This is a genomic window from Chryseobacterium sp. JV274 (genome assembly GCF_903969135.1).
In the GTDB taxonomy this organism is placed as follows: Bacteria; Bacteroidota; Bacteroidia; order Flavobacteriales; family Weeksellaceae; genus Chryseobacterium.
Window position 1 is genome coordinate 1,921,227 of record NZ_LR824569.1, and the last position, 25,688, is coordinate 1,946,914.

The window sequence follows — 25,688 nt, forward strand, 5'->3', positions numbered from 1 at the left end:
ACAATAGATTTTCTTATAAAACAAAATTCGGACTGCTAGTGCAAACCGAATTTATGTAAATTTTATTTATTATTTCACTCTTTCTAAGTAGCTACCGTCTTCAGTGCTTACTTTAATTCTGTCTCCTGGCTCAATGAACAAAGGAACCATTACTCTTGCTCCTGTTTCAACGATTGCGTTTTTAAGAGCGTTAGTTGCCGTGTTTCCTTTTACACCCGGATCAGCTTCGATAACATCCAGATATACTGACTGTGGAAGTTCTGCAGAAAGCGGAGTTTCATCAGCTTCTTTCAAAATGATTGTTACTTCTTCCCCTGCTTTCATCAAGTTTGAGTTTTCAATCATTTCTTTATTTAAATATAACTGAGAAAAATCATCGTTATTCATGAAGTGGAATCCGTTCTCGTCATCATAAAGATATTGGAACTTTCTTGTGATTACTTTTACTTCATCAATTTTGTGACCAGCAGAGAATGTATTGTCTAATACTTTTCCGTTTGTCACAGATTTTAGTTTTGTTCTTACGAAAGCAGGACCTTTCCCTGGTTTTACGTGAAGAAACTCGATTACTTTAAAAATATCGTTGCTAAATTCGATGCAAAGACCTTTTCTGATATCGTTACTTGTTGCCATTAATTATATAAATATTTATTTTCTTTTTTTAATTTCGATACCTTGTCCTTGAGGCATCATTCTGTTAAATGTATTATTATTGAATGCATTCACATTATTATTTAATCTGTTTACATTCATCTGAACATCAGATTTATACTGATCAGTTGTTCCTAATATTGAACTTCTGATACTTTTCTGTTTCAGAATACCATTTAAGTTATTCTTGGCAATACTATCATTAGATTCTCCGGAAAGTTTTCTTTCTATGGTAAAAGGCTTTTCTTTTTTCCCAGTTGCAGACTTTTCCGTTTGCTGACCAAACAAAAAAGAAGTTGCAGAAAGCGCAATAAGTACGATTAAACTTTTCATTGTCTGATAGTATTTATAAATTAATCTCTATCCTTTCCGGTACCATATCCTTTTACGATACCTCTAGGTGAGTTTTGAATAAACTGTAAAATTTCATCTCTTTCAGCCGTTGGAAGCATTTCTTTTTCAATATAGGCTAACGCTTGAGAAACATTCATCTTCATTTGGAAAATAGCTCTGTAGATTTTTTGAATTTCAAAGATTTTCTCATTAGAAAACCCTCTTCTTCTTAATCCAACAGAGTTGATTCCTGCATAAGAAATTGGATCTCTTGCTACTTTTACATAAGGTGGAATATCTTTTCTAATTAAAGATCCTCCTGAAATCATAGTATGTTTCCCGATTTTACCAAACTGCTGAACAGCAGATAAACCTCCCATTACGGTAAAGTCACCAATTTCCACATGTCCCGCAATACCGCAACCATTTGCAATAATCACATTATCTCCTATAATACAGTCATGAGCAACGTGTGAAGTTGCCATGATCAGGCAGTGACTTCCTACTTTGGTGTATCCTAATGCTTTGGTTCCTCTGTTTATGGTGACACATTCCCTTAAAGTAGTGTTATCTCCAATGATTGTTTGTGTATCTTCACCATCGAACTTCAAGTCCTGAGGGATTGCAGAGATTACAGTTCCGGGAAAGATTTTACAGTCTTTTCCGATTCTTGCACCTTCCATAATGGTAACATTGGGACCAATCCACGTTCCTTCTCCAATTTCTACGTCCCCTGCAATTGTAGTAAATGGTTCTACGATTACATTTTTGCTGATTTTCGCGCGTTTATCTACGGCTGCTAATTGATGAATCATTTAATCAACTTTATTTTTTGCAACTTGAGCCATAAGCTCTGCTTCTACTGCTACTGTATCTCCTACGTATCCATACCCCTGCATATGAACAATTCCTCTTCTGATAGGCTCTATCAATTCAATTTTGAATATAAGCGTATCTCCAGGAATTACTTTTCTCTTGAATTTCACCTTATCAATTTTGATGAAATAAGTAGAATAGTTCTCAGGATCCGGAACGCTGGCCAGTACCAGGATACCTCCTGTCTGTGCTAGAGCTTCTACCTGAAGTACTCCAGGCATTACAGGTTCTTTCGGGAAGTGTCCAACGAAGAATGGTTCGTTCATTGTTACATTTTTCAACCCTACTACGTGAGAGTCTGAAAGTTCAAGAACTTTATCAATCAATAAGAACGGGGGTCTGTGAGGCATAAGCTTCATAATTCCGTTGATATCGAATACTGGTTCTTTTGTCAGGTCAAAATCCGGAACGTTTTTCTTTTTCTGCAATTTCCACTGGCGGTTTAGTTTTTTCGCAAACTGGGTATTCACAAAGTGTCCCGGTTTGTTGGCAATAACTTTACCTTTTATTTTTACTCCTGCTAAAGCCAGGTCACCAATTACATCTAATAATTTGTGTCTTGCGGCTTCGTTAGGATAGTTTAAATTAAGATTGTCAAGAATACCGTTTGGTCTGATAGATACATTATCTTTTCCAAAGGCTTTCTTTAGTTTTTCTGTCGTTTCAGGAGTAAGATCTTTGTCTACATATACAATCGCATTGGAAATATCTCCACCTTTGATCAAACCGTGATCTAAAAGCATTTCCAATTCATGCAGGAAGCTGAATGTTCTTGCTGATGAGATCTCGTCTTTAAATTCTGAAATATTTTTAAGAGTAGCATTCTGAGTACCTAATACTTTAGTCCCAAAATCTACCATTGTCGTTACTTCGTAAGTATCTGAAGGAATGATTGTGATTTCCGAACCAGTAGCCGGATCACTGTAGGTAAGAACTTCTTTTACAACCAGATATTCTCTCGCCACGCCCTGTTCTGCAACACCAACGCTTTCAATAGCTTCAACAAAGTATTTTGAAGATCCATCAAGAATAGGTGGTTCAGAGGCATCCATTTCTAAGACTGCGTTATCAATATCACAACCTACAAGAGCTGCCAAAAGGTGTTCGCAAGTGGTAATTTTCACCCCTAGTTTTTCTAAGGTAGTTCCTCTTTCTGTTGCTACAACATAGTTTACATCTGCTTCTACCTGAGGATGTCCCTCCAAGTCTGTTCTTACAAATACAAAACCTGTATTTTCTTTAGCAGGTTTAATGGTAAGTTTTACTTCTCTACCCGTATGAAGGCCAATTCCAGAAAGAGTTACCTCTTGCTGAAGTGTTTTTTGCATATCACTCATTAGTATTATCTTTTGAGGTATTCTCAAGATTATTTATTCTATTTACTATTCCAGGAAGATTCCTGAAATGAACATAACTCCTCAAATAGTCATTATAACTGATGGCTGGAGAGCCATACAATGTTTCTCTGTCATTAACGCTGGAATTCACACCACTCTGAGCCTGAATCTTCACTTGATTTCCTATTTTGATATGTCCTACGACGCCTACCTGGCCTCCAATCTGATTCCAGTCACCAATTGTAGTAGAACCTGCAATTCCCGCTTGTGCTGCAATTACATTGTTCTGACCTATTTTCACATTGTGGGCAATCTGAATCAGGTTATCAATTTTAGTTCCTTTTCCTATAATTGTAGAGCCTATTGTTGCTCTGTCAATACTACAGTTTGAGCCTATCTCAACATCGTCTTCAATAATTACATTTCCAAGCTGCGGTATTTTTTTGAAACCCTCGGCAGTTGGCTGGAAACCAAAACCGTCACCTCCAATTACCGTATTGGAATGAATCACACAGTTATCCCCAATAATACAGTAGTCATAAATTCTGGCGCCACTGTCTATCTTGCAGTTTTTACCAATTTTCACTCCTTTTCCTATATATACGTGTGGATAGATCTGTGCCCCTTCCCCGATTTTAGCTTTCTCGGAAACATAAGTAAATGCTCCGATATATGCTTTATCTCCTATGACAGCTGTATCGTGAATGGAAGAACCATTTTCTATACCTTCTTTTCTTCCCTGCATTTCCTGATATAAATTCATCAGGATCTGAAAAGAAAGATAGGCATCTTTTACAACGATTAAGGTAGGGTTATAACTGTTTTTCTCCAGAAGTTTTTCCGAAATGATGATAACAGAGCATCGTGAGGTATCTAAGAAATGAGAAAATCTATCTTGTGCTATAAAAGAAAGATGTCCTGATTCCCCATTTTCAATTGGTGAAACCCCTGTAATAAGTGCATTCTCGTCACCTATTATTTTTCCGTCAATAAAACTTGCAATTTGCGAAGCTGTAAATTCCATATTCTGCAAAGATAAGAAATTCTAGAATTTGCAAACATTTTTTGGTTTCAGATCGTAAATTTTAATATTATTTAAGAGTCTAGCCTGGAGATATCTCTTGGAAACATAAGGATATAGCGGGTCGTCTTATTTACAATTAACCCTGATAAAAGCTGATCTTCTGACTCATGAAGTCTCGTTCTCCTGCCATTTTTATGCAGTAAATAGATTGGTTGTTTTTCCGCATGATAGGGTAAAAGTTTCCTTTTTATTTCATGAACCAATTCATTTCCATTATCAATTTTGAAAAATTCATTGGTATTTTTTACTTTTTCATCAATTATTTCCTTACCAAATGGATGTGATGAAATAATTGTTTTAGGTAAATTTCTCTGAATTACACATTTACACCAATATGACAGCACAAAATCACCTGCATTTTGCCATTCTTTCATTGCCTGAATCACATCATTATCATCAAGACTTGTAAATCTCTCTATATCTTCATCCGTTGCAGCACTCTTTTCTCGGTATAAAAAATATTTCAGATTATCCGCTGCAGGAAGCTCTGTTCCCTGGGAAATCAGATATTTTGCTCTTTCAAGGATTTTAACCAAAAGAAATTCTGCTAACGCTGAAGTTTTATGATAGTAGACCTGCCAGTACATAAACATTCTGGCTGTCAGAAAATTTTCAATGGAATAAATTCCTTTTGCATCAATCACCAGCTCACCTTCTTCACAGACATTCATCATGGAAATAATTCTCTGGGTATTAATATTTCCTTCCGATACACCGGTAAAAAAACTATCTCTTTTCAGATAATCCAAACGGTCCACATCCAGCTGGGAAGAGATCAGTTGGTTGAAAAATTTTCTATGATATTTTCCCTGAAACATTTCGATAGCCATTGACAACTGGCCATCAAACTCCTCATTCAGCTTATTCATCAGGAGTAAAGAAAGGTTTTCATGATGCCAGTCATCCATCAGCATACTTTCCAGCGCATGAGAAAACGGACCATGGCCAATATCATGCATCAGAATAGCCAACATCGCCCCTTTTTCCTCTTCTTCAGAAATTTTCACCCCTTTCTGCTTTAATGTTTCCAATGCCGTAAACATCAGGTGCATTGCTCCCAGTGCATGATGAAATCTTGTATGTGTAGCTCCCGGAAATATCAGGTTCAGAAGACCGGTCTGCCCGATTCTTCTTAATCTCTGAAAGTAAGGGTGCTCAATGATATCAAATAAAATTTCGTGGGGAATTTTGATAAATCCATGAACAGGATCGTTGATGATTTTTAGCTTATTCTGCATTCAAACTTCAATATTAGTAAACAAAGTTAGGCATTTTAAAGTTTAGCCATTTATTAAATTACTATTAAAACATGAAGTTAAAAAACTGATATCATTCATATTTTTCACAAATAATACGATTGAAAATTTCTCCGATTCATTTTTATTTTTAATTCAATATTTTTTTTGAAAACCTTTTGCAGTTGTTGTTGCAAAGGACTACCTTTGAGAGAAAACACGACAACCCTTAATGAGAAAGTATTCTCTTTTCCTTCTATTATTTTTAAGTTTAAATTTTTCCGCACAAATTATAACTGAAACGCAAAAACTGGAATCCCTCTGCAGAATATGGGGATTTTTAAAATATTATCATCCACAGGTAGCAAAAGGAAATCTGAACTGGGATAAACAGCTTTTCCAAAAAATTGATGAACTTGAATCTATTAATGAGAAAGAGGCGTTGAATAATTTTTATGCTGACTGGATCAGAAATCTCGGAGAAGTTACCCCCTGCAAAGAATGCTCAGTAAAGGATAATAAGGTGTATTTTCTTAAAAACTTTGATCTGAGCTGGATAGATAATCGTCAAATTTTCTCCAGAGACCTGTCTCAAAAACTACATTATATTGAAAACAATCGGAATCTTGGAGATAATCACTATTTCGGAAAAAGTGGAAGGAAAATATATTTCAGAAATGAAAAGTCCTACGGTTCAAAATTCACTTCAAAGACCATTAGCTTATTGGAACTATTCAGATACTGGAATTATGTAGAATATTTTTTCCCGTATAAATATGAAACTGATCAGAACTGGAACGATGTTCTTACAGAAATGATACCCAAATTTCTGATGATTGACAATGATGAAAATTATCATCTAACATTGGCAGAACTGGTTACCAAAACAGATGATTCCCATGCTTATCTTTCATCAAAGGAAATTCAGCGGCATCAATACGGAAACCGAAGAGTGCCTGCAGACTATTCTTATGCAGAAGGAAAACTTGTGATTACAAAAATCAATGCTACAAAATTCCGGAATAAAAGCCCGCTTCATGTAGGAGATGTTATTTATGATATTGAAGGTAAAACAATTCCGCAAATAGTCAACAGCCTTGGAAAATATATTCCAGCCTCCAATTCCTGGGGTAAATTCAACAAAGCAAAAAGCAAGCTTCTCTTCAGCAATAACGATTCTATTTCTGTAAAAATTGAGAGAGGTGGACAAAATCTGGAAATAAAAACCAAAACGTATTTTACCAAAGATATTCTTCATGAGAAAAATGAAGCTCCAAAAAAATGGAAATTCATAGATAAGGAAAAGAAAATCGGCTATGTTAATATGGAGATTATAGAGAAGGAAGATCTGGATGAAATGTACAACAGTTTAAAATCTTCAACATCTATTATCTTTGATCTTAGAAATTATCCAAAGCAAACGATCATCCCTTTAAGTTATCTTTTGCTTCCTGAACCTTCCGTTTATTATCAGTTTACTTTTCCTGATCCTTATTATCCCGGTAAATTTTACAGCAGAAAAAATGTTATCGGCAGGAAAAATCCTGAATACTATAAAGGGAATGTAATCGTTTTAGTAGATGAAAATACCCAAAGCCAGGCAGAGACCACTGCAATGATGTTCAAGCAGCATCTGAACGCTAAAATTATCGGAAGCAATACTGCAGGAGCCAACGGAGATGTGATTATGTTTAAAATTGCCGATCTTGATACCCGGTTTACAGGACTTGGAGCTTATTATCCTGACGGAAGGGAAACACAAAGAATAGGCATCACTCCCGACATTCTTGTAAAACCAACTGTAGAAGGCCTTAAAAACGAAAAAGATGAAGTTCTGGAAAGAGCTTTGGAATATATAAAAACCACCACAAAAATGTGAAATATCAGACGATATTTTCATTTAACTAATATTTAACTTATAATCTTTTTATTTTGTGAGATTTTAAAAGGATTTGGTCAACATTTTGATAGAATAACCGTGTAAAAAATAAATTATGTCAGAAAAGATATTATGGATCGACGATGAAATAGACTTACTTAAACCTCATATTGTATTTTTAGAAAAGAAGGGTTACCAGGTAACCCCTGTTAATAATGTGAATGAGGCTTTGGAACTTATGGATTCAGAGAAATTTGCTTTAACATTAATTGATGAAAATATGCCGGGTATCTCCGGACTGGAAGCTATTCCTATGATTAAGGAAAAAGATAACTCCTTAAAGATTGTGATGGTTACCAAAAGCGAAGAAGAACACATTATGGAAGAGGCTATCGGATCTCAGATTGCCGATTATATATTGAAGCCTGTAAATCCTAACCAGATATTACTTTCCTTAAAGAAAAACCTTCAGGAAGACAATCTTGTTGAGCAAAAAACTATTTTGCAGTACCAACAGGAATTCAGAAACCTTTCTATGGAGCTTTCATACCTGAGAACGTATCAGGAATGGGCAGAATATTATAAAAAAATCCTTAGCTGGGAAATCAAATTTGATAAGGTTGCAGATAATGAATTTGCTGACCTTCTGCAGTCTCAGAAAGAGGAAGCCAATATTCAGTTTGCGAAGTTTATTGAAAAAAATTACGCAGACTGGCTGGTTGATTCTGACAAACCTCTCATGAGCCACACCCTATTCAAGGAAAAAGTAAAACCTGAAGTTGAAAAAGAAAAAGTTCTTTTGCTGATGGTAGACAACCTTCGTTACGACCAGTGGAAAGTGATTGAACCTTTATTTACAAAATATTATAATAAGATATCGGAAGATTATTACTACAGCATCCTTCCTACTGCTACACAGTATGCGAGAAACTCTTTTTTTGCAGGATTAATGCCGTCTGAAATTGAAAAACGTTTCCCGGATAAATGGTTTAATGATAATGAAGAGGGAAATAAAAATGAATTTGAGCGTGATTTCCTGGAAGATCAAATGAAGAGAATTGGTCTTGGATCCAAGTCTATGAAGTACCTTAAAGTACTGAATGCTGATTTTGAAAGAAAGATCTATGATGATTTCAACCAGCATAAGAGTAATGATCTGCTGGTTATCGTATACAACTTCATTGATATTCTTTCCCACGCGAAAACAGACAACCACATCGTAGATCAGCTGATCCGTGATGATAAAACTTTCCGTTCTCTTACCTTCAACTGGTTTGAAAACTCTTCTTTGCTGAAGATTATAAAAACAGCGGCAGAAAATGGCTATAAACTGGTCATTACGACAGACCACGGAACGGTATACGTGAAAAAGCCAAGTAAAGTGGTAGGAGACAGAGAAACTTCTACTAATATCAGATATAAAACAGGTAAAAGTTTAACGTATGACGACAGCGATGTATGGGCAATTACCAATCCTGAAAAGCTTTTCCTTCCAAAAGGAAACTTAAGCTCGAAATATATTTTTGCTAAAAACAATATATTCCTGGCTTACCCTAAAAATTACAATCATTTCGTTAATTACTATAAAGAAACCTACCAGCATGGGGGAATTTCACTCGAAGAGTGTATCATTCCTATCAGCATTTTAGAACCCAAGTAGTTTTTTTCATAGTTTATTTAATTTTGGGTTTAAAGCGGAAAAAATCGAATGATTTTTTCCGCTTCTTTTTTATAGTTCATATCTTCGTAAAAAATAAATCATGTTTATTATTTCGCTTACCTACAAGAGTTCTATTGAAAATGTAGAACGTCTTATTCCCCAGCACAATATTTTCCTTAATAAGCATTATGAATCCGGACGCTTTATTGCTTCGGGAAGAAAAGAACCCAGAACGGGAGGTATCATTATAGCCAATGCAGAATCTAAAAATGAAATTGAGCAGATTATTTCTGAAGATCCTTTTTATATTCATCAGGTAGCGGATTATGACATCACGGAGTTTATCCCTTCGAAATACAATGAAAATTTTAAACTTTTTATAGAAGACTAATGAGATTAATCACATACAACGTCAATGGAATCAGAGCTGCTTTTACAAAAGATTTCCTGGGCTGGCTACAAACTGCTGATCCGGATATCATCTGTATTCAGGAGAGCAAGGCCGGAAACGATCAGATAGACATCGAAAGCCTTGAAAAATTAGGTTATCACAGTTATTGGCACTCAGCAGTAAGAAAAGGCTACAGCGGGGTCGGAATTGCCTCAAAAAACAAACCTAATCATGTAGAGTATGGCTGCGGCATTGAAAGCTATGATAATGAAGGGAGAATCATCCGTGCAGATTTTGACGGATATTCCGCTATTTCGGTGTACGTTCCTTCTGCGTCTAATATTGAAAGACTGGATTTTAAAATGCAATTCTGCCATGACTTTCTGGAGTATATCAAAAATTTAAAGAAAGAAATTCCCAATCTGATTATATCGGGTGATTTTAATATTTGTCATGAAGCAATTGATATTCACAATCCAATTGGGTTAAAGAATGTTTCAGGGTTTCTTCCTATGGAAAGGGAATGGATGACGAATTTCATGAATGAATGTGAGCTGATAGACAGTTTCAGATTTTTTAATAATGATCCGGACAATTATACATGGTGGAGCTACAGACAAAATTCCAGAGCCAGAAACAAGGGATGGAGGCTGGATTATAACTTCACTTCTTACAGTTTAAAGGATAAGCTCTCCCGGGCTGTTATTTTAAAGGAAGCTGTACATTCTGACCATTGCCCTGCTTTATTGGAATTGAATGTATAATCAACAGATATTACGCATACAAAAAGCCAGCTGAATCAGCTGGCTTTTTTTTAATTTAAATCATAAAACTAATCGACAATTTCATATTCGACCGGAATTGTACCATGACTGATATCTCCAATCTCATCGAACGCAGCTTTAGACATGTCTAAAGATCTTGATGAATGGTAAGGCCCTCTGTCATTAATTCTCACTATTACCTCTTTACCATTTTTAAGGTTAGTAACCTTAACGTTTGTTCCAAATGGAAGCGTTCTGTTTGCTGCAGTAAACTTTGAGTTATCAAAGATTTCTCCGCTAGCAGTTTTTCTACCGTTAAATTTATCGTGGTAGTACGATGCATAACTTGTTTTTTTCGCATCTAAGGCATTACTCGTAAAAGAATAAACACCTAAGGTTGAAATCATCATTATGATTACGAGAATGAATCTTTTCATCATTTTGAACTTTTATTGGTTTTGACGGAGCAAAAGTATCAGGAATCTTTAGAAAACACTATTCGATATGTTAAAAACCGTTAACAAAATATTAAACAAATGTTAAACATCACTGCAACCCCCTATAAACAGGGGTTTTAGACTACGGTGTTAAAAAGTGTTAAAAAAACAGTCTAAAAGTTAACATAATTAACTACTTTGTGCATAATTTAAATTTTATACTTTTAAAAACAACTGTAAATCAATAAATTACAAAATCAACAAAGTTAAAATAAAATCAGAAAATCAATCTTAAAAAAAATAAAGTCTTAAGAACTAGATTCCGGAAAAACTTTCTGACAGAGGACCTCTGCTCACATAAAACCAGATGCCTGACTTATTTTTTAACACCGTTTTGTTTTGTTAAAATTTATAGATCGATACGATATCCAATAAATATCCGCTTTAATCATTCAAAAAAATGAATGAGTGATGATTTATAACCCAAAAAAATAAATGAACGCAAATCTCTTAAAAGTAAAAAACCAATGATTTCTCATTGGTTTTATATGTAATTAAATAAATGTCTTATTTTAAATATTCCAATACATAGTCGTATGTACCGTTAGGATACACTACAGACATACTAGGAGATCCTGTAACAGCATTTCCTGGAGTTGTAACCGGATTATAAGAATATAAACTTCTATCATAAACAGTGTTTGTACCTGCTTTATAGATTGTAATACCATACATTGTAGTCATTCCTGTAGGGGCTGGGATATTAACTGCTGTAGAAGTACCACTTGCAGTGAAAGATCCTTTGATAGCATAAAGCTGCTTATCAACACCCGGACTAACATTAATAATAGTATTTGTAGTTGTTTCTGCTGTTCCAACAGTTACTTTAGGTGAAGTTGAAAGCGAAACCCATCTACCAGTTGAAGTTGCAAAACCATTTGCCGTTCCACCAGTTGGATTAGAGAAATAATAATATCCCGGAGTTACACTTGTAGCAATACCAGAAACAGTAGTTCCTGTAGCACTATTAAAAACAATCATACCATCGTAAGCTGTTGGAAAGTTATCCTCGTCAGTAACAGGAGTTGCAAATGTAAAGACAGTTAAGTCTGTTCTTGGAAAAACAATCCCTTTTCCGTCATTAGCACTATCTGTAAAACCTCCGGCACTTCCTGATGCATCAAGGAAAGCACCTTGTCCTTGTATATTTCCACTGGCGAAACCATTTGTTCTTACCTGTGCATTTGTATATTGAAACATTGCCAAAGAAGAGGCAAGAACTAATAATATTTTTTTATTCATGACTAAATCTGTGTAAAATTAATAATTATTGAGCTGAGTACGATTGCCAAGAAGCTCCATCATAAACGAATCCAAGACCTCTACCATTAGTAGTCATTGAATTAAATGATGCTGCACTTGCACCGTTTACAGTAAGGGTACCTCCACCTACTTTAACAAGCGTAATAGTTTTTCCTTTTGTTGCTGCACTTACAGGGATTGTTGACAAATCAGCATTGGTTGTAAGGAATACATAACCATTTAAGTCTGCTGCAGATAAGTCTGCTCCTGTAGCTGAAGTTCTTACAGAAGGAGCAACAGGTGTAACGATTCCACCACCACCTACAGTGATCCAGGTATTCGTAGTCTGGCCATCATAGTAGTAAAAACCTACAGCTGTAACGTTGGTAGTTTTAGGAGTTGCTGTACCGTCAATTGTTGTAACGAAAGCAAGTGCTCCATTTTGAGCTGTAGTATAAGCTGCATCTTTAGCTAATAATTGTGCTCTTGTCATACGAGGGACTAATAAAGCGTCAGGTCTAGCGTTGTCAGTAGTATTTGCTACTACATCTAGCGTTGCGGCAGGCGTGGTTGTGTTAATCCCCACTCGCCCTGTAGTCTGAGCCTTAGAAAAAGCCGAAAGGCCAACAAGCATAATTGCTGTTAATAAAATTTTTTTCATAAGTTTTTAAAGATTTTTAATTACATTTTTTTTCATCAATATTTTCAAAAAATAGGAAAAACGCATCCCAACTTGTGAATATTACATTGAAACTGAAGGGTAAAAAAATTATTTTTATTCAATTTTAGCTTCATATTAATAATTAACTTATTGAAAGCATATTATTTAAAAATATTGCTTATTGCGCAAATTTAAGATATAATTTTCAAATTTATATACTTTAAAATAGAAATTTGAAAAATCTTAATTACACAAAATATTAACAAACTGATTATCAATTAAATAAAAACAAGCCACCGAGAAAATTCTATGTTAATTTTCGTTAATAGCTTAATTTTACAAATCTTATTTCAAACTGATTAATAAGCATTTAACTAGACTAATTCTCCGTATAAGTCAAACTCTTCGGCCGAAGTAATTTTAACATCTGCAAATTCACCTATAGAGATATAGGTATCTTCAGCAGAAACCAAAACCGTATTGTCCACATCTGGTGAATCATACTCTGTTCTTCCGATAAAATAATTGCCTTCTTTACGATCAAAAATACATCTGAATATTTTACCTACTTTTTCCTGGTTCTTTTCCCACGAAATCTGAGACTGCAATTCCATGATTTCTTCTACTCTTGCCTCCTTTACTTCCTGTGGAATATCATCTTCCAATACATAAGCCGTAGTATTTTCCTCATGAGAATAAGTAAAGCATCCTAATCTGTCAAATTTCTGTTCTCTTACCCAGTCTTTAAGTTCCTGGAATCTTTCTTCTGTTTCACCAGGATATCCAACGATAAGTGTTGTTCTGATTGCCATATCCGGAACTTTTTCTCTGAACTTTCCTAGAAGAGCATCTGTTTTCTCATGGGTAGTTCCTCTCTTCATGGATTTCAACAAATCGGAATTGATATGCTGAAGAGGAATATCTATATAATTACATACTTTAGGTTCTTCACGGATAATATCGAGAACATCTTCAGGGAAACCGCTTGGGAACGCATAATGAAGACGAATCCATTCTACACCTTCTACCTTCACCAATTCTTTTAAAAGATCTCCTAACGCTCTTTTCTTATAAAGATCAAGACCATAGTAAGTAAGATCCTGAGCAATAAGAATTAATTCTTTTGTTCCCTTTTTTGCCAGTTTCTGAGCTTCTAAAACCAGTTTTTCGATAGGGGTTGACATATGACCTCCTCTCATCAATGGAATCGCACAGAAAGAACATGGTCTGTCACAACCTTCAGAAATTTTAAGGTAAGCATAATGTTTTGGAGTCGTTGTAAGTCTTTCTCCTACCAGTTCGTGTTTATAATCTGCTCCAAGATGTTTTAGGAGCATCGGAAGATCTCTTGTTCCGAAATATTGGTCTACATCCGGAATTTCTTTTATCAAATCTGGTTTGTATCTTTCTGATAAACATCCTGTAACGAATACTTTTTCAACCTCTCCTCTATTTTTAGCCTCGACATAATCAAGGATAGTATTAATAGATTCTTCTTTAGCATTATCAATAAATCCGCAGGTATTGATTACAACAATGTCACCACGGTCTTCATGAACCACTTCTTTGCCATTAGCTTTCAGCTGGCTCATTAATACTTCAGAATCATATACATTCTTGGAGCATCCAAGAGTGACTACATTGATTTTCTTCTTCCCTACAGATTTTGTACGCATCGTTTTGATTTTGAGTCTGCAAAGATACAAAATATTGAAGAGTTAAGAATTAAAAAATAAAAACCACTTTATAAAAGTGGTTTTCAGGGATATATTTTAAAAGTTTTTGTCTTTAAATCCAGGGGAGTTCTGATCTTTTTCCGAAAGTATGGCGTCTTTTTCATCAACTTTCCAATCAATATCAAGATCCGGATCATTGAACTTTACGCTGCCTTCTGATTCTTTGTTATAAAAGTTATCACATTTATAGGAAAATACAGCATGGGTACTTAATACGGCAAATCCGTGTCCAAAACCTCTTGGTACATAAAGCTGTAGTTTATTTTCTGCGGTAAGCTCTATTCCGAACCATTGCCCAAAAGTAGGAGAATCTTCTCTAAGATCCACAGCAACATCCCACACACTACCCTCAAGACATGATACCAGTTTTGCCTGTGCATGCTCACCTTTCTGAAGATGGAGTCCTCTAAGCACTCCATAAGATGATCTGGAAACATTATCCTGGACAAAGTGGCCGTTCATTCCTGTTAATTCTTCAAATTTCTTTTCGTTGAATTTTTCAAAGAAGTAGCCTCTTTCATCTTCAAATATGGTAGGCTCTATGATATAGCAATCTTTAAGCGGGGTTTCTTTAATTTTCATAATAGTAAAAAAACTCTATTTCAATATGGTTATTATTGTTTTAAATAAAATCTTCGTATCATTTTTGAAAGACATATTTTCAAAATAGTCAAGATTCATTTTTACTTTGTTTGGAAATAATATTTCATCATTATATAGCAAAGGATTCTTCTGGCTGTTCAGAAGGTCTTCTTCATCTCTGTATTTAATGCTTGCTTCACACGTTAATCCGGGTTTTAATTCCAGAACTTTTCTATCTGCTCCGGCCAGTTTATCGTAATAACCTTCGATATCAGGTCTGGGACCTACAAAACTCATATCACCCTTTAAAATATTAAACAATTGGGGAAATTCATCAAATTTAAACTTCCTGAGCGTCTGCCCGATTCTGGAGCATACTCTTTTTTTATCATGAATTGTTTTAAATTTAAATATGGTAAATGGCCTTCCATACTGTCCTATCCGGGTCTGAAAAAAAATTCCATTAGAAGATGTATCGATACTTGCAATCACAAATAAAACAATCAGCACCGGCATAAGAAAGAGGGTCAATATTACCGCTAAGATAAAATCAAAAACCACTTTCCAATATTTGTACTGATTCATTAAATTCAATGATATTAAACTCCGAAATAGTTACGGATTACGTTTGCAATTCTTTCTCTGTCATCATCTGACAAGTTGGACCCTGACGGAAGACACAGTCCGTTATCAAAAAGATTTTCGGAAATTTTTCCTCCGTAATAGGGAGAAGATTCAAAAACCGGCTGTAGGTGCATTGGCTTCCAAAGTGGTCTTGATTCAATATTGTCTTCTAAAAATGCAAGTCTTAGGCCTTCTCTGTCTTTTCCTGCTACCTGCGGATCAATAATAATGGCAGATAACCAGTGATTTGAATAAAAATCATTTCCAGGTTCAGAAAACACGGTCACTCCTTCAATATTTTTGAAGGCATCCAAATAGAAATCATGCATTGCTCTACGCGCTACCACTCTATCTTTAAGTACTTCCATCTGTCCTCTTCCTATCCCTGCAACAATATTGCTCATTCTGTAATTGAAACCAATATGTGAATGCTGATAATGAGGTGCATTATCTCTTGCCTGAGTGGAAAGGAAAACCGTTTTATCTTTATCTTCCTGAGCATGACAAACCAAAGCTCCGCCTCCTGATGTAGTAATAATTTTGTTCCCGTTAAAGCTTAATACTCCAAAACGTCCGAATGTTCCGCATGCCTGTCCTTTGTAAGTAGAACCAAGAGCTTCTGCAGCATCTTCTATAACAGGAATCTGAAATTCCTGGGCAATAGCTGTAATTTCGTCCATTTTTGCAGGCATACCATACAAATGAACTACAATAATTGCTTTAGGCTTCGTTCCTTTTTGAATTCTGTCTTCAATGGCTTCTCTTAAAGCTTTTGGACACATATTCCAGGTATCCGGTTCGCTGTCTACAAAAACAGGAATTCCTCCACAGTAAGCAATAGGATTGGCTGATGCTGAGAAAGTCATTGACTGGCAAATCACCTCATCACCATGCTGTACTCCACATTCAATAAGGGCAAGATGCAATGCTGCAGTACCGGCAGAAAGAACGGCAACTTTTGCATTTTCACCCAAAAACTGCTCCAGATCTTTTTCAAATCCGTCAACATTAGGCCCCAATGGTGCCACCCAGTTTTCTTCAAATGCTTCGTTGATATATTTTTGTTCGTTACCTCCCATATGAGGTGAGGACAACCAGATTTTAGTATTCATAATATTAATTAGTAACTTGTTTATATAATATTTTTTTTGATGATTTTACCAGGATTTCCTACCACAACTGAATAATCAGGAATATCATTAATAATTACTGCACCAGCACCTACTACACACCATTTTCCTATTTTGATCCCCTGTATTACTGATGCCCCGATTCCAATCTGGGTACCTTCTCCTACTTCAACCCCTCCAGCAAGCGCTGCATTGGGTGAAATATGAACAAAGTCTTCAATTAAACAATCATGATCTACTGAAGCGTTGGTATTGATGATACAGTGTTTTCCGATGGTAGTTTCTGCATTGATTACGACCCCTCCCATTACTACAGTTCCTTCTTCAATGGTTACGGAATCTGAATTTATAGATTTCGGATGTATTAAAATACCAATCTCATTCTTAACTTCTTGTGCAATCTTCTTGCGGATAGCGTTATTTCCAATGGAAATAATCAGTTTTTCCTGATCCGCCGGCAGAGTATTCAACACAGGAAGCCCATAGCATTCTTTTTTAGTGATATCCTGATCTATGAATGCTTTAATTTTTATATCATTAGCTGTTGCAATATCTGCAATTACCTTTCCGTGTCCACTTGCTCCGAATAAATACATAACTCTAAATTAATTTCCCCGAAAGGGTTCTATGGTTACATGTCCATCAGCAGAAATGCCTTCTCTTACAAACACTTTCTTTGCTGTCAGAAAGAAAATCTTCACATCTAAGATGAATGATATATTTTCTACATACCATACATCATAATCAAATTTCTGATTCCATGATATTGCATTTCTACCATTTACTTGTGCCCATCCGGTAATTCCCGGCCTTACCTCATGTCTGCGTGCCTGATTTTCATTATACAGTGGCAGATACTGAACTAAAAGAGGTCTAGGCCCAATAAGGGACATATCTCCTTTAAGAACATTAAGTAATTGTGGAATTTCGTCCAGAGATGTTTTACGGACAAATGCTCCCAGAGCTGTTAATCTTTCTGCATCTGATAAAAGGTTTCCATTAGAATCCTTTTTATCATTCATTGTTTTAAACTTTATAATTTTAAATACCTTACCATTTCTGCCAGGTCTCTGTTGAAAGAAAAAAGGCTTCCCATTATTGGAAAGAAACAATCCAACCATCACAATAAGAAAAATTGGAAGCAGAAGGGTAATTCCTATGAGAGAAACTACAAAGTCGAAAATCCTCTTTAAATAATTTTTGTACATTTTTAGAAATTAGGTGTATCAATCATCATATGCTTTTATCAATATCTTTTTTAAACTTCCTGTGTTTTTGCAGTATAACCAATACCTATAATCATTGAGCTAAAGTACAAAAATTCCGGTATATTGAAAAGATTGCAGGAAGTCTGTACCAAAGTAAAGTATTGCAAAAATAACGCAAAAATCAGTTTATAGTATATATTTCCCTTTTGAATATTCCAAAATAAGGCAGCATTTTTTACAACGGGCCAAAATTTTAAGAAATAAATAATCAGCCCTAAAATACCTGTGCCCATTAAAAGCTCTAAAAAAATATTATGTGGGTGAACGCCGTCCTCAAACAATATCCTTCCTCCGAATAAACGATGTGAATTAAATATCTCGATAGCTTTGCTATACAATGGACCTCTGCTTGATGTATCTCCCTGTGCTATCCATTTATACATTCTGTTAAAACTTGTAATTTCTCCGTTGCCATATTGCTCATGCAAAATAATCAATCCTATAAACAGCAGCAGCAAAATCAGAGCATATAAAATATATTTTTTATTCCCTTTTAAAATAATCATATACAAAGAACATACAGAAATAGCTACAATTGGACTTCTCGCCATAGACTGTATAACATTAAAAAGGCCTAAAAAAAGGCAAAAGAACAGAAAATAGGATTTATAATCCTCTCTGCAAAACAAAAGCAAAAATAATGATATGATAAACAATGAAGCTCCTATATGACCATACATTATGTAGTACGTACTAAAAATATGGTCTAATTTTATATAGCCATATATATAATTTATAACAAGAAGGCTACAGAGAATAGTAACATAGTATTTTACTATACTTTTAAAATCTATTTTACTATAGTTGATACATAATAATGCAATGCTGGGTAAAAGTACCATACATAAGATTCTGAAAATATCTTCATTCCTTGATAATAGTACTTCCTGATTAAAGGAATAATTATTAAACGAATACATAAGCTTGATGATATAAAAAATCCAAAATACAACAAGGCTTATTATTGAAATATTTTTAAAGCTGATATTTTTTCTTTCTCTGTATATTATCAATAAAGAAAAAATAATGATGAAGATTCGGTATGGTATAGAAAAATTCCTGGGGTTCATCTCCAAAGGTTTTGCAAAGGAGATGGCAATAGTATTTCCCACCATAACAGATAACAGGAATAGTTTATAAATGAAATTATTATTAATAGTAATTTTCAAAACAAAGCCTATTTTTTATTTCAACCAGTGCAAAGCTACTTCTTTTGCTTTACGGAATGAAATAAAATAGCATCCATATATTTTTTTCCCAATACCGGATATGTCCTGTTTTCAAGAATCCATTTTCTGCCTTTCCCTCCAATCGCTATTCTTTCTTCCGAGCTCATATTAGCATAATATAAAATTGCGTTTTTTATATCTTCTGTAGATGTACTGTTGATAAATTTACCACAATCCGCTTCATTAATCATAGAAGGATATCCGGTATAAGAAGCAATAATTGGTTTCGCCGCGAGCATATATTCTACTACTTTGTTCATAGACTGCCCGTAGTCCCACACTTTTGAATCTTTGGTGGATAAGTATAGAATATCACAAACCTGGAGAAAATATTTCACTTCGTTTTGCTGGATTCTTTGTAAAAACGTAACATTAGAACAATCTTTTAACTGTTCTTTGTAGGACTCTCTGAGATCACCGCTTCCCACTAATACAAAATGGATATCAGTGTTCTCTTTCATCATCTGTATTGTTTCAATAAAAGGTTCCAATGCATTAGTAACTCCCATACTTCCCGCATAGCCAATAATGACTTTACCCGATGGTACTATTTCTAAAAAAGGATTTTTTTCTGTTAGGAAGTCTTCAGAATAATTTTCAGGATCAAATCCTAATGGTGAACAATGAAAAGGTTTTTTATATCCGAGTAATTCTTCTACGTGTAAATCCAGCCTTGGCATTGTTCCTGCAACCAGATCAGCGTTTTTATATCCAAACTTTTCTATAAATCCTATCAATAAAACAAGAGGATGCCATTTGGAAAAACCCGCTTCTTCTGTCATCGTTAAAGGCCAGATATCACGAATTTCAAAAACTAAAAAACTACCAAACTTTTTTTTCAGATAATAACCATATATGATCGTAAAAATAGAAAGTGATGAAATGATAACCGTATCAGGCTTTGTCATCCCGGCCAGTTTCATAGAGAATAGTTTTCTTTCAAAATCAAACCAGGACAATATCCTGTCCATTGATGCCGTTTTAGTATATTTTTTTGTTTTAATCCATCTTATAGCTACCCCATCTTCCTCTTCATCATTATAGATCTTGTCAGTTTCAGGACAATTGGTAAAATGATTAGAATCTGAAGTTATCATGAGGGTATTATTTCCCTGTCTTTTAAATTCTCTTGCCAAATAAAACAAACGTGATGGAACTTTTGCGTATTGTGGAGGTGAGGCATATTTGGAAATCAGCCAGATATTCATCAGTATGTATGTATATGTTTATTTTAAGTTTACAATTTCTTGAAAATACCCTTTATTATCATTGATATAAGGATTTTGACTGGAATAATAAGAGTATTTAAGTGAAATCCTATCATACATCATATTTACTTCATTTGTATTCAGCATCTTCCACCATCCATAGAAAATATGGGTATAATCCTCAGAGGGTGATAATCCTTTTTCTCCTTTTTTAAGATTACTTCTAAAGTTGCTATTATTTCCATCCACAAAATTATTGAAGGCATAAATTCCATCTTTAGGATTATACATTGCAATATTATTCAGTAATTGTTTTGAAAGCAATGTATTAAGTTTATCTAAATATTGAAATTTTGTAGTATCAGATTGAAATGCTAATTTCAGTAGGTACAGATAAGCAGGCATTCTTGAAAAATGAGACGCATCCCAATTGACACTTTGATTCTTTTTTAAGACTACATCCTGATAATTGGGATGATCTTTCCAAACATTTGGCTGCAAATACCATACATTATCCTGGAAGACTACTTTTTTCTGCATTACCTGATAAAAAGAGTTTCTAATGTTTATCAAATCCCTAGTAGCAGTAATTGAGGCATCTTTTTCTATAAGTGAAAGACTAACTCCTGTTGCCATAATATAAAGCTCAAGATCAGTAAATGCACTATAATAGCTCATATCACCGTTATATTCGCCAGTAAGCAAATACTGTACTCTTTGTTTTACGCCGTAGAATTTCCTGGATTCTGCTTCCCAAATATTTGCATAGGCATTGTTCCAATAGTTTAATATCTCTTTTTTGATGAAATTAAACATTTTTGTTTTTTCTGCATCACCACGTATTCCACTTCTTCTAAGATATTCGGAAACTGTAAAATAGAACGTTCTTTTACTTAAATCATCTATATCTGCTCTATTCTTTATGGTAAGCAATCGTTCATAGGTAAAAAGCACCTGCAGTCTTTTTATAATTTCCTGATTTTTCGTATCATAGCCATATTGTATGGGAATATATAAAAAAGCAGCACAATCATAAGCAGCATTGGGCCAATTTGCCATTTTTGTTTCGGAAGCAAAAATATCATTGTAATGGTTGATGAGATTAACGATTTCTGTCGTTTTCAGATTTTGCTGTCTGAATACAGGCTCAACCGACATTAAAGACGTTTTGCTTACAGATGCCTGTACCACCGGGCCAATGCTGATGGTACAAAACAAATAAATAAAAATAAACCTCAGTTTATAAATTAATAAATTTTTCATCTATAAATAAGCAGTTAATAATTAGTATCTATTATTGCTTATACAATTTTGGAATATTGTTAACAATTTTTATCACACCTTCAAAATCCAGTCCTAAAGTATCAAGATACCATCTGATATTCTGATAACGTGGAGTATTCTCTATCTCGACAAGTTCTAAAGCTCTTTCTCTTGTCATTTGTCCTTCTCTAATCTGATTACTTCTAAATGTATCATGTTCTGTAAAACCTGCTACCGTATAATATACATAATTATAAAAAGCTGCCGTACCATCACCAATTCTCCATGTAGTAGTAGTGTCTATTGCTTTTTCCCAATCATAATGATTTAAAAGAGTATCATCTACCTGTTCTTCATCCCATCTCCAGTAATCAAAAATATGGTAATAATCCTGCTTATCAGTAAAACTACGGTAGTATTCTCCTGAAAGAGTATCCCAAAGTGAACTATTGAAATATCCCGGACTCTGCATCATTGCTCTGAATCTTTTAGAATGGTATCTCAACTGTTTCATAGCTCCATGACTGTATACTCTTTTCTCTTCAAAATCAGGTTCAATATCTAAGAATCCTGTTTTAAAGTGAGTTACTTCCAATGGATTTACTCCCCAAAGATTAAGGTTGATCCCTGTTTGTTTCTTAATATCTTCTACATATCTGAAGAAATGTTTATCTCCTGCAGTAAGCATTGCCATCATCCCTAAATGCGGAGATTTAAGCCATGCTTCAAGGTTCATTTTTATATTCTTTCTTTTGAGTGAAATATCTGCTGCTACAATAATATTTTCTACCCCAAGATCTGCACACATACGGCTGATATTTCTTCGGCCAAGATCTGTTACCATTCCCCAATCATAAGTATAAGTAACGGGTTTCATTTCCAGCTCTTTTACGATAAGGTGTAATCCGTAGCAGCTATCTCTACCTCCTGAGAAAGGAACGATACAGTCTAATTCTTTTCCTTTTCTTCTGTACGGCTCAACCAATTTAAATAATTCTTCTTTGGGTTTAGGATTATTTCTTGGTTTATAATTTTTACAGTAATTACATACTCCTGTTTCATCAAATTTTATAAAAGGCATCGTTTCCGGCAGTATACATTTTGTACATCTCTTGATGTTTATCTTTTTGTATTCCAGTAAGCCTTCCTCAATTGTATTAAATTTAAATTCAGGGATCAAATTTTCTACTCTGCTTTTCTCATCTACAATATTCAGTTTTTCTTCTGAAACAGGGATATCAAGAATCATAGCTTCATCTTTTATCTGACTGATATTCTCGCATCCAATAATTTTAAGCCCATAATTTTCTGAAGCAAAATAAGTTTTATCCTCATTGTAACCCACGTATAAACTTCCATTATTGGAGAAAAGAAGCAATTTCCCTTTTTCTGGTAATACCAGAGCACATGCAATAACTCCTCTACATAGGGAAAGTATTTCTTTGGGGAGATCTTCAATTTTGTTTTCCTTATTGCTAAGAAATTCTTCTGCAATGGCTACAATAGCTTCGGAATCAATTTTCAGTTGTCTGCTTACTGATAATTTATCCCAAACTTCGTCTTCGTTTACAATGATACCGTTATGTATAGCACATATATTTCCTCTCACCACTGGCTGATTATCTCCCAGACCATTGGTAATTAACCTACTGTGCCCCAATACAATATTATTATTATACGGCTTTACTTTATTCAGTAACTTTTCAATACTATAATCTGCTCTGTTTACCTTATAGTGATTATTTTGATAATAGATCAAACCGCTGGAGTCTACTCCTCTTTGTTCAGAGTGTTTTACCAGGGTTTGAAACTTCTGTTTGTTTATATGAGTCTTTGATACGACTCCAAAAATTCCACACATTTGTCTTTATTTTTTATTCTTTATTTTTTAAAATATTATTATACATTTTTAATAATTCACTTTCCTGAAAGTTCCAGCTAAGTGGGTAAAGGTCTTTTTTCGCCCTACTATTCAAATCTAAATGCTCAACGTCTTTTACGATTTCAAATAAATTTTCAGCATTCAAGCTACTACATTTTCCTAAATTATATTCACCAACAATTTTTTTGATATCAGGAAAATCTGATGCTAAAATATATAATTCTGAGAAAGCATATTCAAATAATTTATTCGGTAAGCAATAATAATCACTTAAAGAAACAGCTTCCACTAAACAAAGCCCTACATCCGCAGACATAGACACATCTACTACCTGATGATGTGGAACCGCCGGATGGTAATGAATATTAGCATTATTGAGTGCTATTTTTTTAATTTCATCTACATATTCACCATAACCAATAAAAACAATATGGGAATCTACTTCTTTTCTTTGGAAAACATCCAAATACAAATTTATACCTCTTCCCACTTCACTTATTATTCCCAGGTATAAAAATATTTTTTTCCCTTCAGGGATATTAAATTTTTCTCTGAGATAATTATTTTTAATGTTTTCTTTTTGAGAAGAGTCAAGCAAAGGGGAATTCAATATCAACACACTTTTCTTTTTCCCAAGATGCTCATCATACCAATTAATAATTGATGGGCTCACACTAATCAGGATATCAATATCTTTCCACAACATCTTTTCAATGAAAAGCGTATACTTTGAAAGTATTTTTGACTGCCCTGCTTTATCTGATTCAAGTTCATGGGCATCATAAATCAGTTTTGATCCACAAAATAATTTGATCATTTTTGCAATAGGCAAATATAAGGTATCATGACAATGAATGATATCCGGCTTATATTTGATCCCTGGAAAAACCATTCTAATAAATGCCTCTATAAGATTAAGAAAATATCTGACAGGTCTTGGTAAAAATTTCAGGTTTTTTGTAGCGATATTGAATACCTTAATAAAAGGCATATGCTCTGTTTCATATTTATGCCCCTCAGAATCATCAATTCCATAGGCTATCAGGGTTGTATTTTCAATCTTCCGGACTGCCTTCAGCTCTTTTAATATCCTACTGTCATATCGTATATCTGTGGGTGAAAGATGAAGTATTTTTTTATTCATTATTTTTAGTATATCTAGGCATTAAATAAAGTAAAAAGCAAACAGCTAAAAACCCACCTGAAATAAGTGCTGTAAAAAAAGCACCATTGATAAATAAAGCTCCAAAAGAAAAGCTGGAAATTAAATATATCCTTGCGTCTAATTTAAAGCTTGACATATCAAAAACTTTAAAGAAATAAGCTCTCACAAGAGGAAATACCAGTAGAGAAGCCCATCCAAACTGTGCATAATCACTTCCAATCAGACCTGTATTGGAAGACATATCCGGATCATTAAAATAAGTTGCTGCTATTATATAAGGTGAATTATTTTTATGATTTACATTGGTCTCAAACCAATGTCCGAAATGCTCTCTGAGATAAAGTAATTCATGAGTGGAAAAGTAATCATAATGAAAATAGGCTAACAGAGTAGGTGTAAAATAGGTTCTTGAATAAAGACCGGCAATACTGATCTGAACACTCTCACTTCCAAATTCTACAAAAAATATCAAAATAAGATTGAAGCCAATAAATGCATGCAGAAGATACTTATTATATTCTTTCTTATAAAATAAATAAATAAGTATCGTCAATATCAATAATACAAAATCTGTCTTATGTGCACCAAAAGAATACATCATTAAGCCAAAGAAGAAAAATAGGCAGCTTAGAAAAACATTTTTCTGTATCAGATAATACATAAAAGAAATTGTAATAAACATACTTGCTATCGGCCGCAGATAATTAATAAATGAAGGCATATTTAATTCGCTGACTTTTGCTCGTATTTCATACACTTCTTCAAAATCAAATTTAATGCTAAAACCATTATATATAACGGAAAAAGCAATCATCATCAGCACTACCGTATATAGCAAAATATTAAACAAAGTCATTGACTGGGAGTTGTCAAAAATTTTATAATATTTCACTTTTCCATATCTTATATAAAACAAAAAGAGCAGTGCACAATATATCACACTATATAAAAAGAACTCAAAATTATTGGTATATACGCAAAAAGTTAAATT

Annotated in this window: 25 protein-coding genes; 4 read left to right on the forward strand and 21 right to left on the reverse strand. The window is 34.2% G+C overall.

What is annotated here, in order from left to right; genetic code table 11:
* Nucleotides 1–69: 69 nt before the first annotated feature.
* From efp to CHRYMOREF3P_RS08930, 6 genes are all read right to left on the reverse strand, one after another.
* Nucleotides 70–633 carry an elongation factor P gene (gene efp, locus CHRYMOREF3P_RS08905; RefSeq protein WP_077419251.1) on the reverse strand — a complete coding sequence of 188 codons (564 nt, stop codon included), beginning with the start codon at nucleotides 631–633 and terminating at the stop codon, nucleotides 70–72.
* Nucleotides 634–648: 15 nt separating this feature from the next.
* Nucleotides 649–984: a hypothetical protein gene (locus CHRYMOREF3P_RS08910; protein ID WP_228408913.1), complete on the reverse strand. Its 336-nt coding sequence runs from the start codon at nucleotides 982–984 to the stop codon at nucleotides 649–651.
* A 20-nt stretch (nucleotides 985–1,004) separates the two neighbouring features.
* Nucleotides 1,005–1,799, reverse strand: a complete 795-nt coding sequence (lpxA, locus tag CHRYMOREF3P_RS08915; protein ID WP_047386961.1) for an acyl-ACP--UDP-N-acetylglucosamine O-acyltransferase — start codon at nucleotides 1,797–1,799, stop codon at nucleotides 1,005–1,007.
* On the reverse strand, nucleotides 1,800–3,197 hold the full coding sequence (locus tag CHRYMOREF3P_RS08920) for a bifunctional UDP-3-O-[3-hydroxymyristoyl] N-acetylglucosamine deacetylase/3-hydroxyacyl-ACP dehydratase (RefSeq protein ID WP_047386958.1): 1,398 nt from the start codon (nucleotides 3,195–3,197) through the stop codon (nucleotides 1,800–1,802). It lies immediately after the preceding gene.
* A complete protein-coding gene (lpxD, locus tag CHRYMOREF3P_RS08925) occupies nucleotides 3,190–4,221 on the reverse strand; it encodes a UDP-3-O-(3-hydroxymyristoyl)glucosamine N-acyltransferase (protein ID WP_077419250.1) in 1,032 nt (343 codons plus the stop codon). Before lpxD ends, CHRYMOREF3P_RS08920 begins: the two co-directional genes overlap by 8 nt.
* Nucleotides 4,222–4,292: 71 nt before the next feature.
* Nucleotides 4,293–5,519, reverse strand: coding sequence for an HD domain-containing protein (locus CHRYMOREF3P_RS08930; RefSeq protein WP_180564426.1), 1,227 nt, complete (start codon nucleotides 5,517–5,519; stop codon nucleotides 4,293–4,295).
* A gap of 229 nt (nucleotides 5,520–5,748) precedes the next feature.
* Here CHRYMOREF3P_RS08930 and CHRYMOREF3P_RS08935 point away from each other — a divergent pair, with 229 nt between their 5' ends.
* The 4 genes from CHRYMOREF3P_RS08935 (at nucleotide 5,749) to CHRYMOREF3P_RS08950 (ending at nucleotide 10,210) form a co-directional block, all read left to right on the forward strand.
* Nucleotides 5,749–7,395, forward strand: a complete 1,647-nt coding sequence (locus tag CHRYMOREF3P_RS08935) for a S41 family peptidase (RefSeq protein ID WP_180564427.1) — start codon at nucleotides 5,749–5,751, stop codon at nucleotides 7,393–7,395.
* 115 nt (nucleotides 7,396–7,510) lie between these two features.
* Nucleotides 7,511–9,055, forward strand: a complete 1,545-nt coding sequence (locus CHRYMOREF3P_RS08940; protein ID WP_077419247.1) for a bifunctional response regulator/alkaline phosphatase family protein — start codon at nucleotides 7,511–7,513, stop codon at nucleotides 9,053–9,055.
* A 100-nt stretch (nucleotides 9,056–9,155) separates the two neighbouring features.
* On the forward strand, nucleotides 9,156–9,446 hold the full coding sequence (locus tag CHRYMOREF3P_RS08945; RefSeq protein WP_077419246.1) for a YciI family protein: 291 nt from the start codon (nucleotides 9,156–9,158) through the stop codon (nucleotides 9,444–9,446).
* Nucleotides 9,446–10,210: an exodeoxyribonuclease III gene (locus CHRYMOREF3P_RS08950; RefSeq protein WP_180564428.1), complete on the forward strand. Its 765-nt coding sequence runs from the start codon at nucleotides 9,446–9,448 to the stop codon at nucleotides 10,208–10,210. Before CHRYMOREF3P_RS08945 ends, CHRYMOREF3P_RS08950 begins: the two co-directional genes overlap by 1 nt.
* A gap of 68 nt (nucleotides 10,211–10,278) precedes the next feature.
* Here the strand turns inward: CHRYMOREF3P_RS08950 and CHRYMOREF3P_RS08955 are convergent, their stop codons facing one another.
* From CHRYMOREF3P_RS08955 to CHRYMOREF3P_RS09025, 15 genes are all read right to left on the reverse strand, one after another.
* On the reverse strand, nucleotides 10,279–10,650 hold the full coding sequence (locus tag CHRYMOREF3P_RS08955; protein ID WP_034699143.1) for a septal ring lytic transglycosylase RlpA family protein: 372 nt from the start codon (nucleotides 10,648–10,650) through the stop codon (nucleotides 10,279–10,281).
* Nucleotides 10,651–11,214: 564 nt separating this feature from the next.
* The gene (locus CHRYMOREF3P_RS08960) at nucleotides 11,215–11,949 is read right to left on the reverse strand and encodes a hypothetical protein (RefSeq protein WP_180564429.1); all 735 of its coding nucleotides are present in this window, start codon (nucleotides 11,947–11,949) and stop codon (nucleotides 11,215–11,217) included.
* A 25-nt stretch (nucleotides 11,950–11,974) separates the two neighbouring features.
* Nucleotides 11,975–12,610 carry a hypothetical protein gene (locus CHRYMOREF3P_RS08965; RefSeq protein WP_077419243.1) on the reverse strand — a complete coding sequence of 212 codons (636 nt, stop codon included), beginning with the start codon at nucleotides 12,608–12,610 and terminating at the stop codon, nucleotides 11,975–11,977.
* Nucleotides 12,611–12,984: 374 nt separating this feature from the next.
* Nucleotides 12,985–14,286: a 30S ribosomal protein S12 methylthiotransferase RimO gene (rimO, locus tag CHRYMOREF3P_RS08970; protein WP_077419242.1), complete on the reverse strand. Its 1,302-nt coding sequence runs from the start codon at nucleotides 14,284–14,286 to the stop codon at nucleotides 12,985–12,987.
* Nucleotides 14,287–14,382: 96 nt separating this feature from the next.
* Entirely contained in the window at nucleotides 14,383–14,928 is a 546-nt protein-coding gene (gene rfbC, locus CHRYMOREF3P_RS08975) for a dTDP-4-dehydrorhamnose 3,5-epimerase (protein ID WP_077419241.1), read from the reverse strand.
* Between the two features lie 15 nt (nucleotides 14,929–14,943).
* Nucleotides 14,944–15,513 carry a sugar transferase gene (locus CHRYMOREF3P_RS08980; protein ID WP_180564430.1) on the reverse strand — a complete coding sequence of 190 codons (570 nt, stop codon included), beginning with the start codon at nucleotides 15,511–15,513 and terminating at the stop codon, nucleotides 14,944–14,946.
* A 14-nt stretch (nucleotides 15,514–15,527) separates the two neighbouring features.
* Nucleotides 15,528–16,664, reverse strand: a complete 1,137-nt coding sequence (locus CHRYMOREF3P_RS08985; protein ID WP_180564431.1) for an aminotransferase class I/II-fold pyridoxal phosphate-dependent enzyme — start codon at nucleotides 16,662–16,664, stop codon at nucleotides 15,528–15,530.
* Between the two features lie 20 nt (nucleotides 16,665–16,684).
* Nucleotides 16,685–17,278 carry an acetyltransferase gene (locus CHRYMOREF3P_RS08990; protein ID WP_180564432.1) on the reverse strand — a complete coding sequence of 198 codons (594 nt, stop codon included), beginning with the start codon at nucleotides 17,276–17,278 and terminating at the stop codon, nucleotides 16,685–16,687.
* Nucleotides 17,279–17,287: 9 nt separating this feature from the next.
* Nucleotides 17,288–17,890: a sugar transferase gene (locus CHRYMOREF3P_RS08995; protein WP_180564433.1), complete on the reverse strand. Its 603-nt coding sequence runs from the start codon at nucleotides 17,888–17,890 to the stop codon at nucleotides 17,288–17,290.
* 50 nt (nucleotides 17,891–17,940) lie between these two features.
* A complete protein-coding gene (locus CHRYMOREF3P_RS09000; protein WP_180564434.1) occupies nucleotides 17,941–19,119 on the reverse strand; it encodes an O-antigen ligase family protein in 1,179 nt (392 codons plus the stop codon).
* A gap of 35 nt (nucleotides 19,120–19,154) precedes the next feature.
* On the reverse strand, nucleotides 19,155–20,387 hold the full coding sequence (locus tag CHRYMOREF3P_RS09005; RefSeq protein WP_180564435.1) for a glycosyltransferase family 4 protein: 1,233 nt from the start codon (nucleotides 20,385–20,387) through the stop codon (nucleotides 19,155–19,157).
* Between the two features lie 18 nt (nucleotides 20,388–20,405).
* Nucleotides 20,406–21,650, reverse strand: coding sequence for a hypothetical protein (locus tag CHRYMOREF3P_RS09010; RefSeq protein WP_180564436.1), 1,245 nt, complete (start codon nucleotides 21,648–21,650; stop codon nucleotides 20,406–20,408).
* 31 nt (nucleotides 21,651–21,681) lie between these two features.
* Complete coding sequence (locus tag CHRYMOREF3P_RS09015; protein ID WP_180564437.1) at nucleotides 21,682–23,511, reverse strand: glucosamine 6-phosphate synthetase; 1,830 nt, start codon at nucleotides 23,509–23,511, stop codon at nucleotides 21,682–21,684.
* A gap of 13 nt (nucleotides 23,512–23,524) precedes the next feature.
* Nucleotides 23,525–24,523, reverse strand: coding sequence for a glycosyltransferase (locus tag CHRYMOREF3P_RS09020; RefSeq protein ID WP_180564438.1), 999 nt, complete (start codon nucleotides 24,521–24,523; stop codon nucleotides 23,525–23,527).
* Between the two features lie 145 nt (nucleotides 24,524–24,668).
* Nucleotides 24,669–25,358, reverse strand: a complete 690-nt coding sequence (locus tag CHRYMOREF3P_RS09025) for a hypothetical protein (RefSeq protein WP_180564439.1) — start codon at nucleotides 25,356–25,358, stop codon at nucleotides 24,669–24,671.
* Nucleotides 25,359–25,688: the final 330 nt, after the last annotated feature.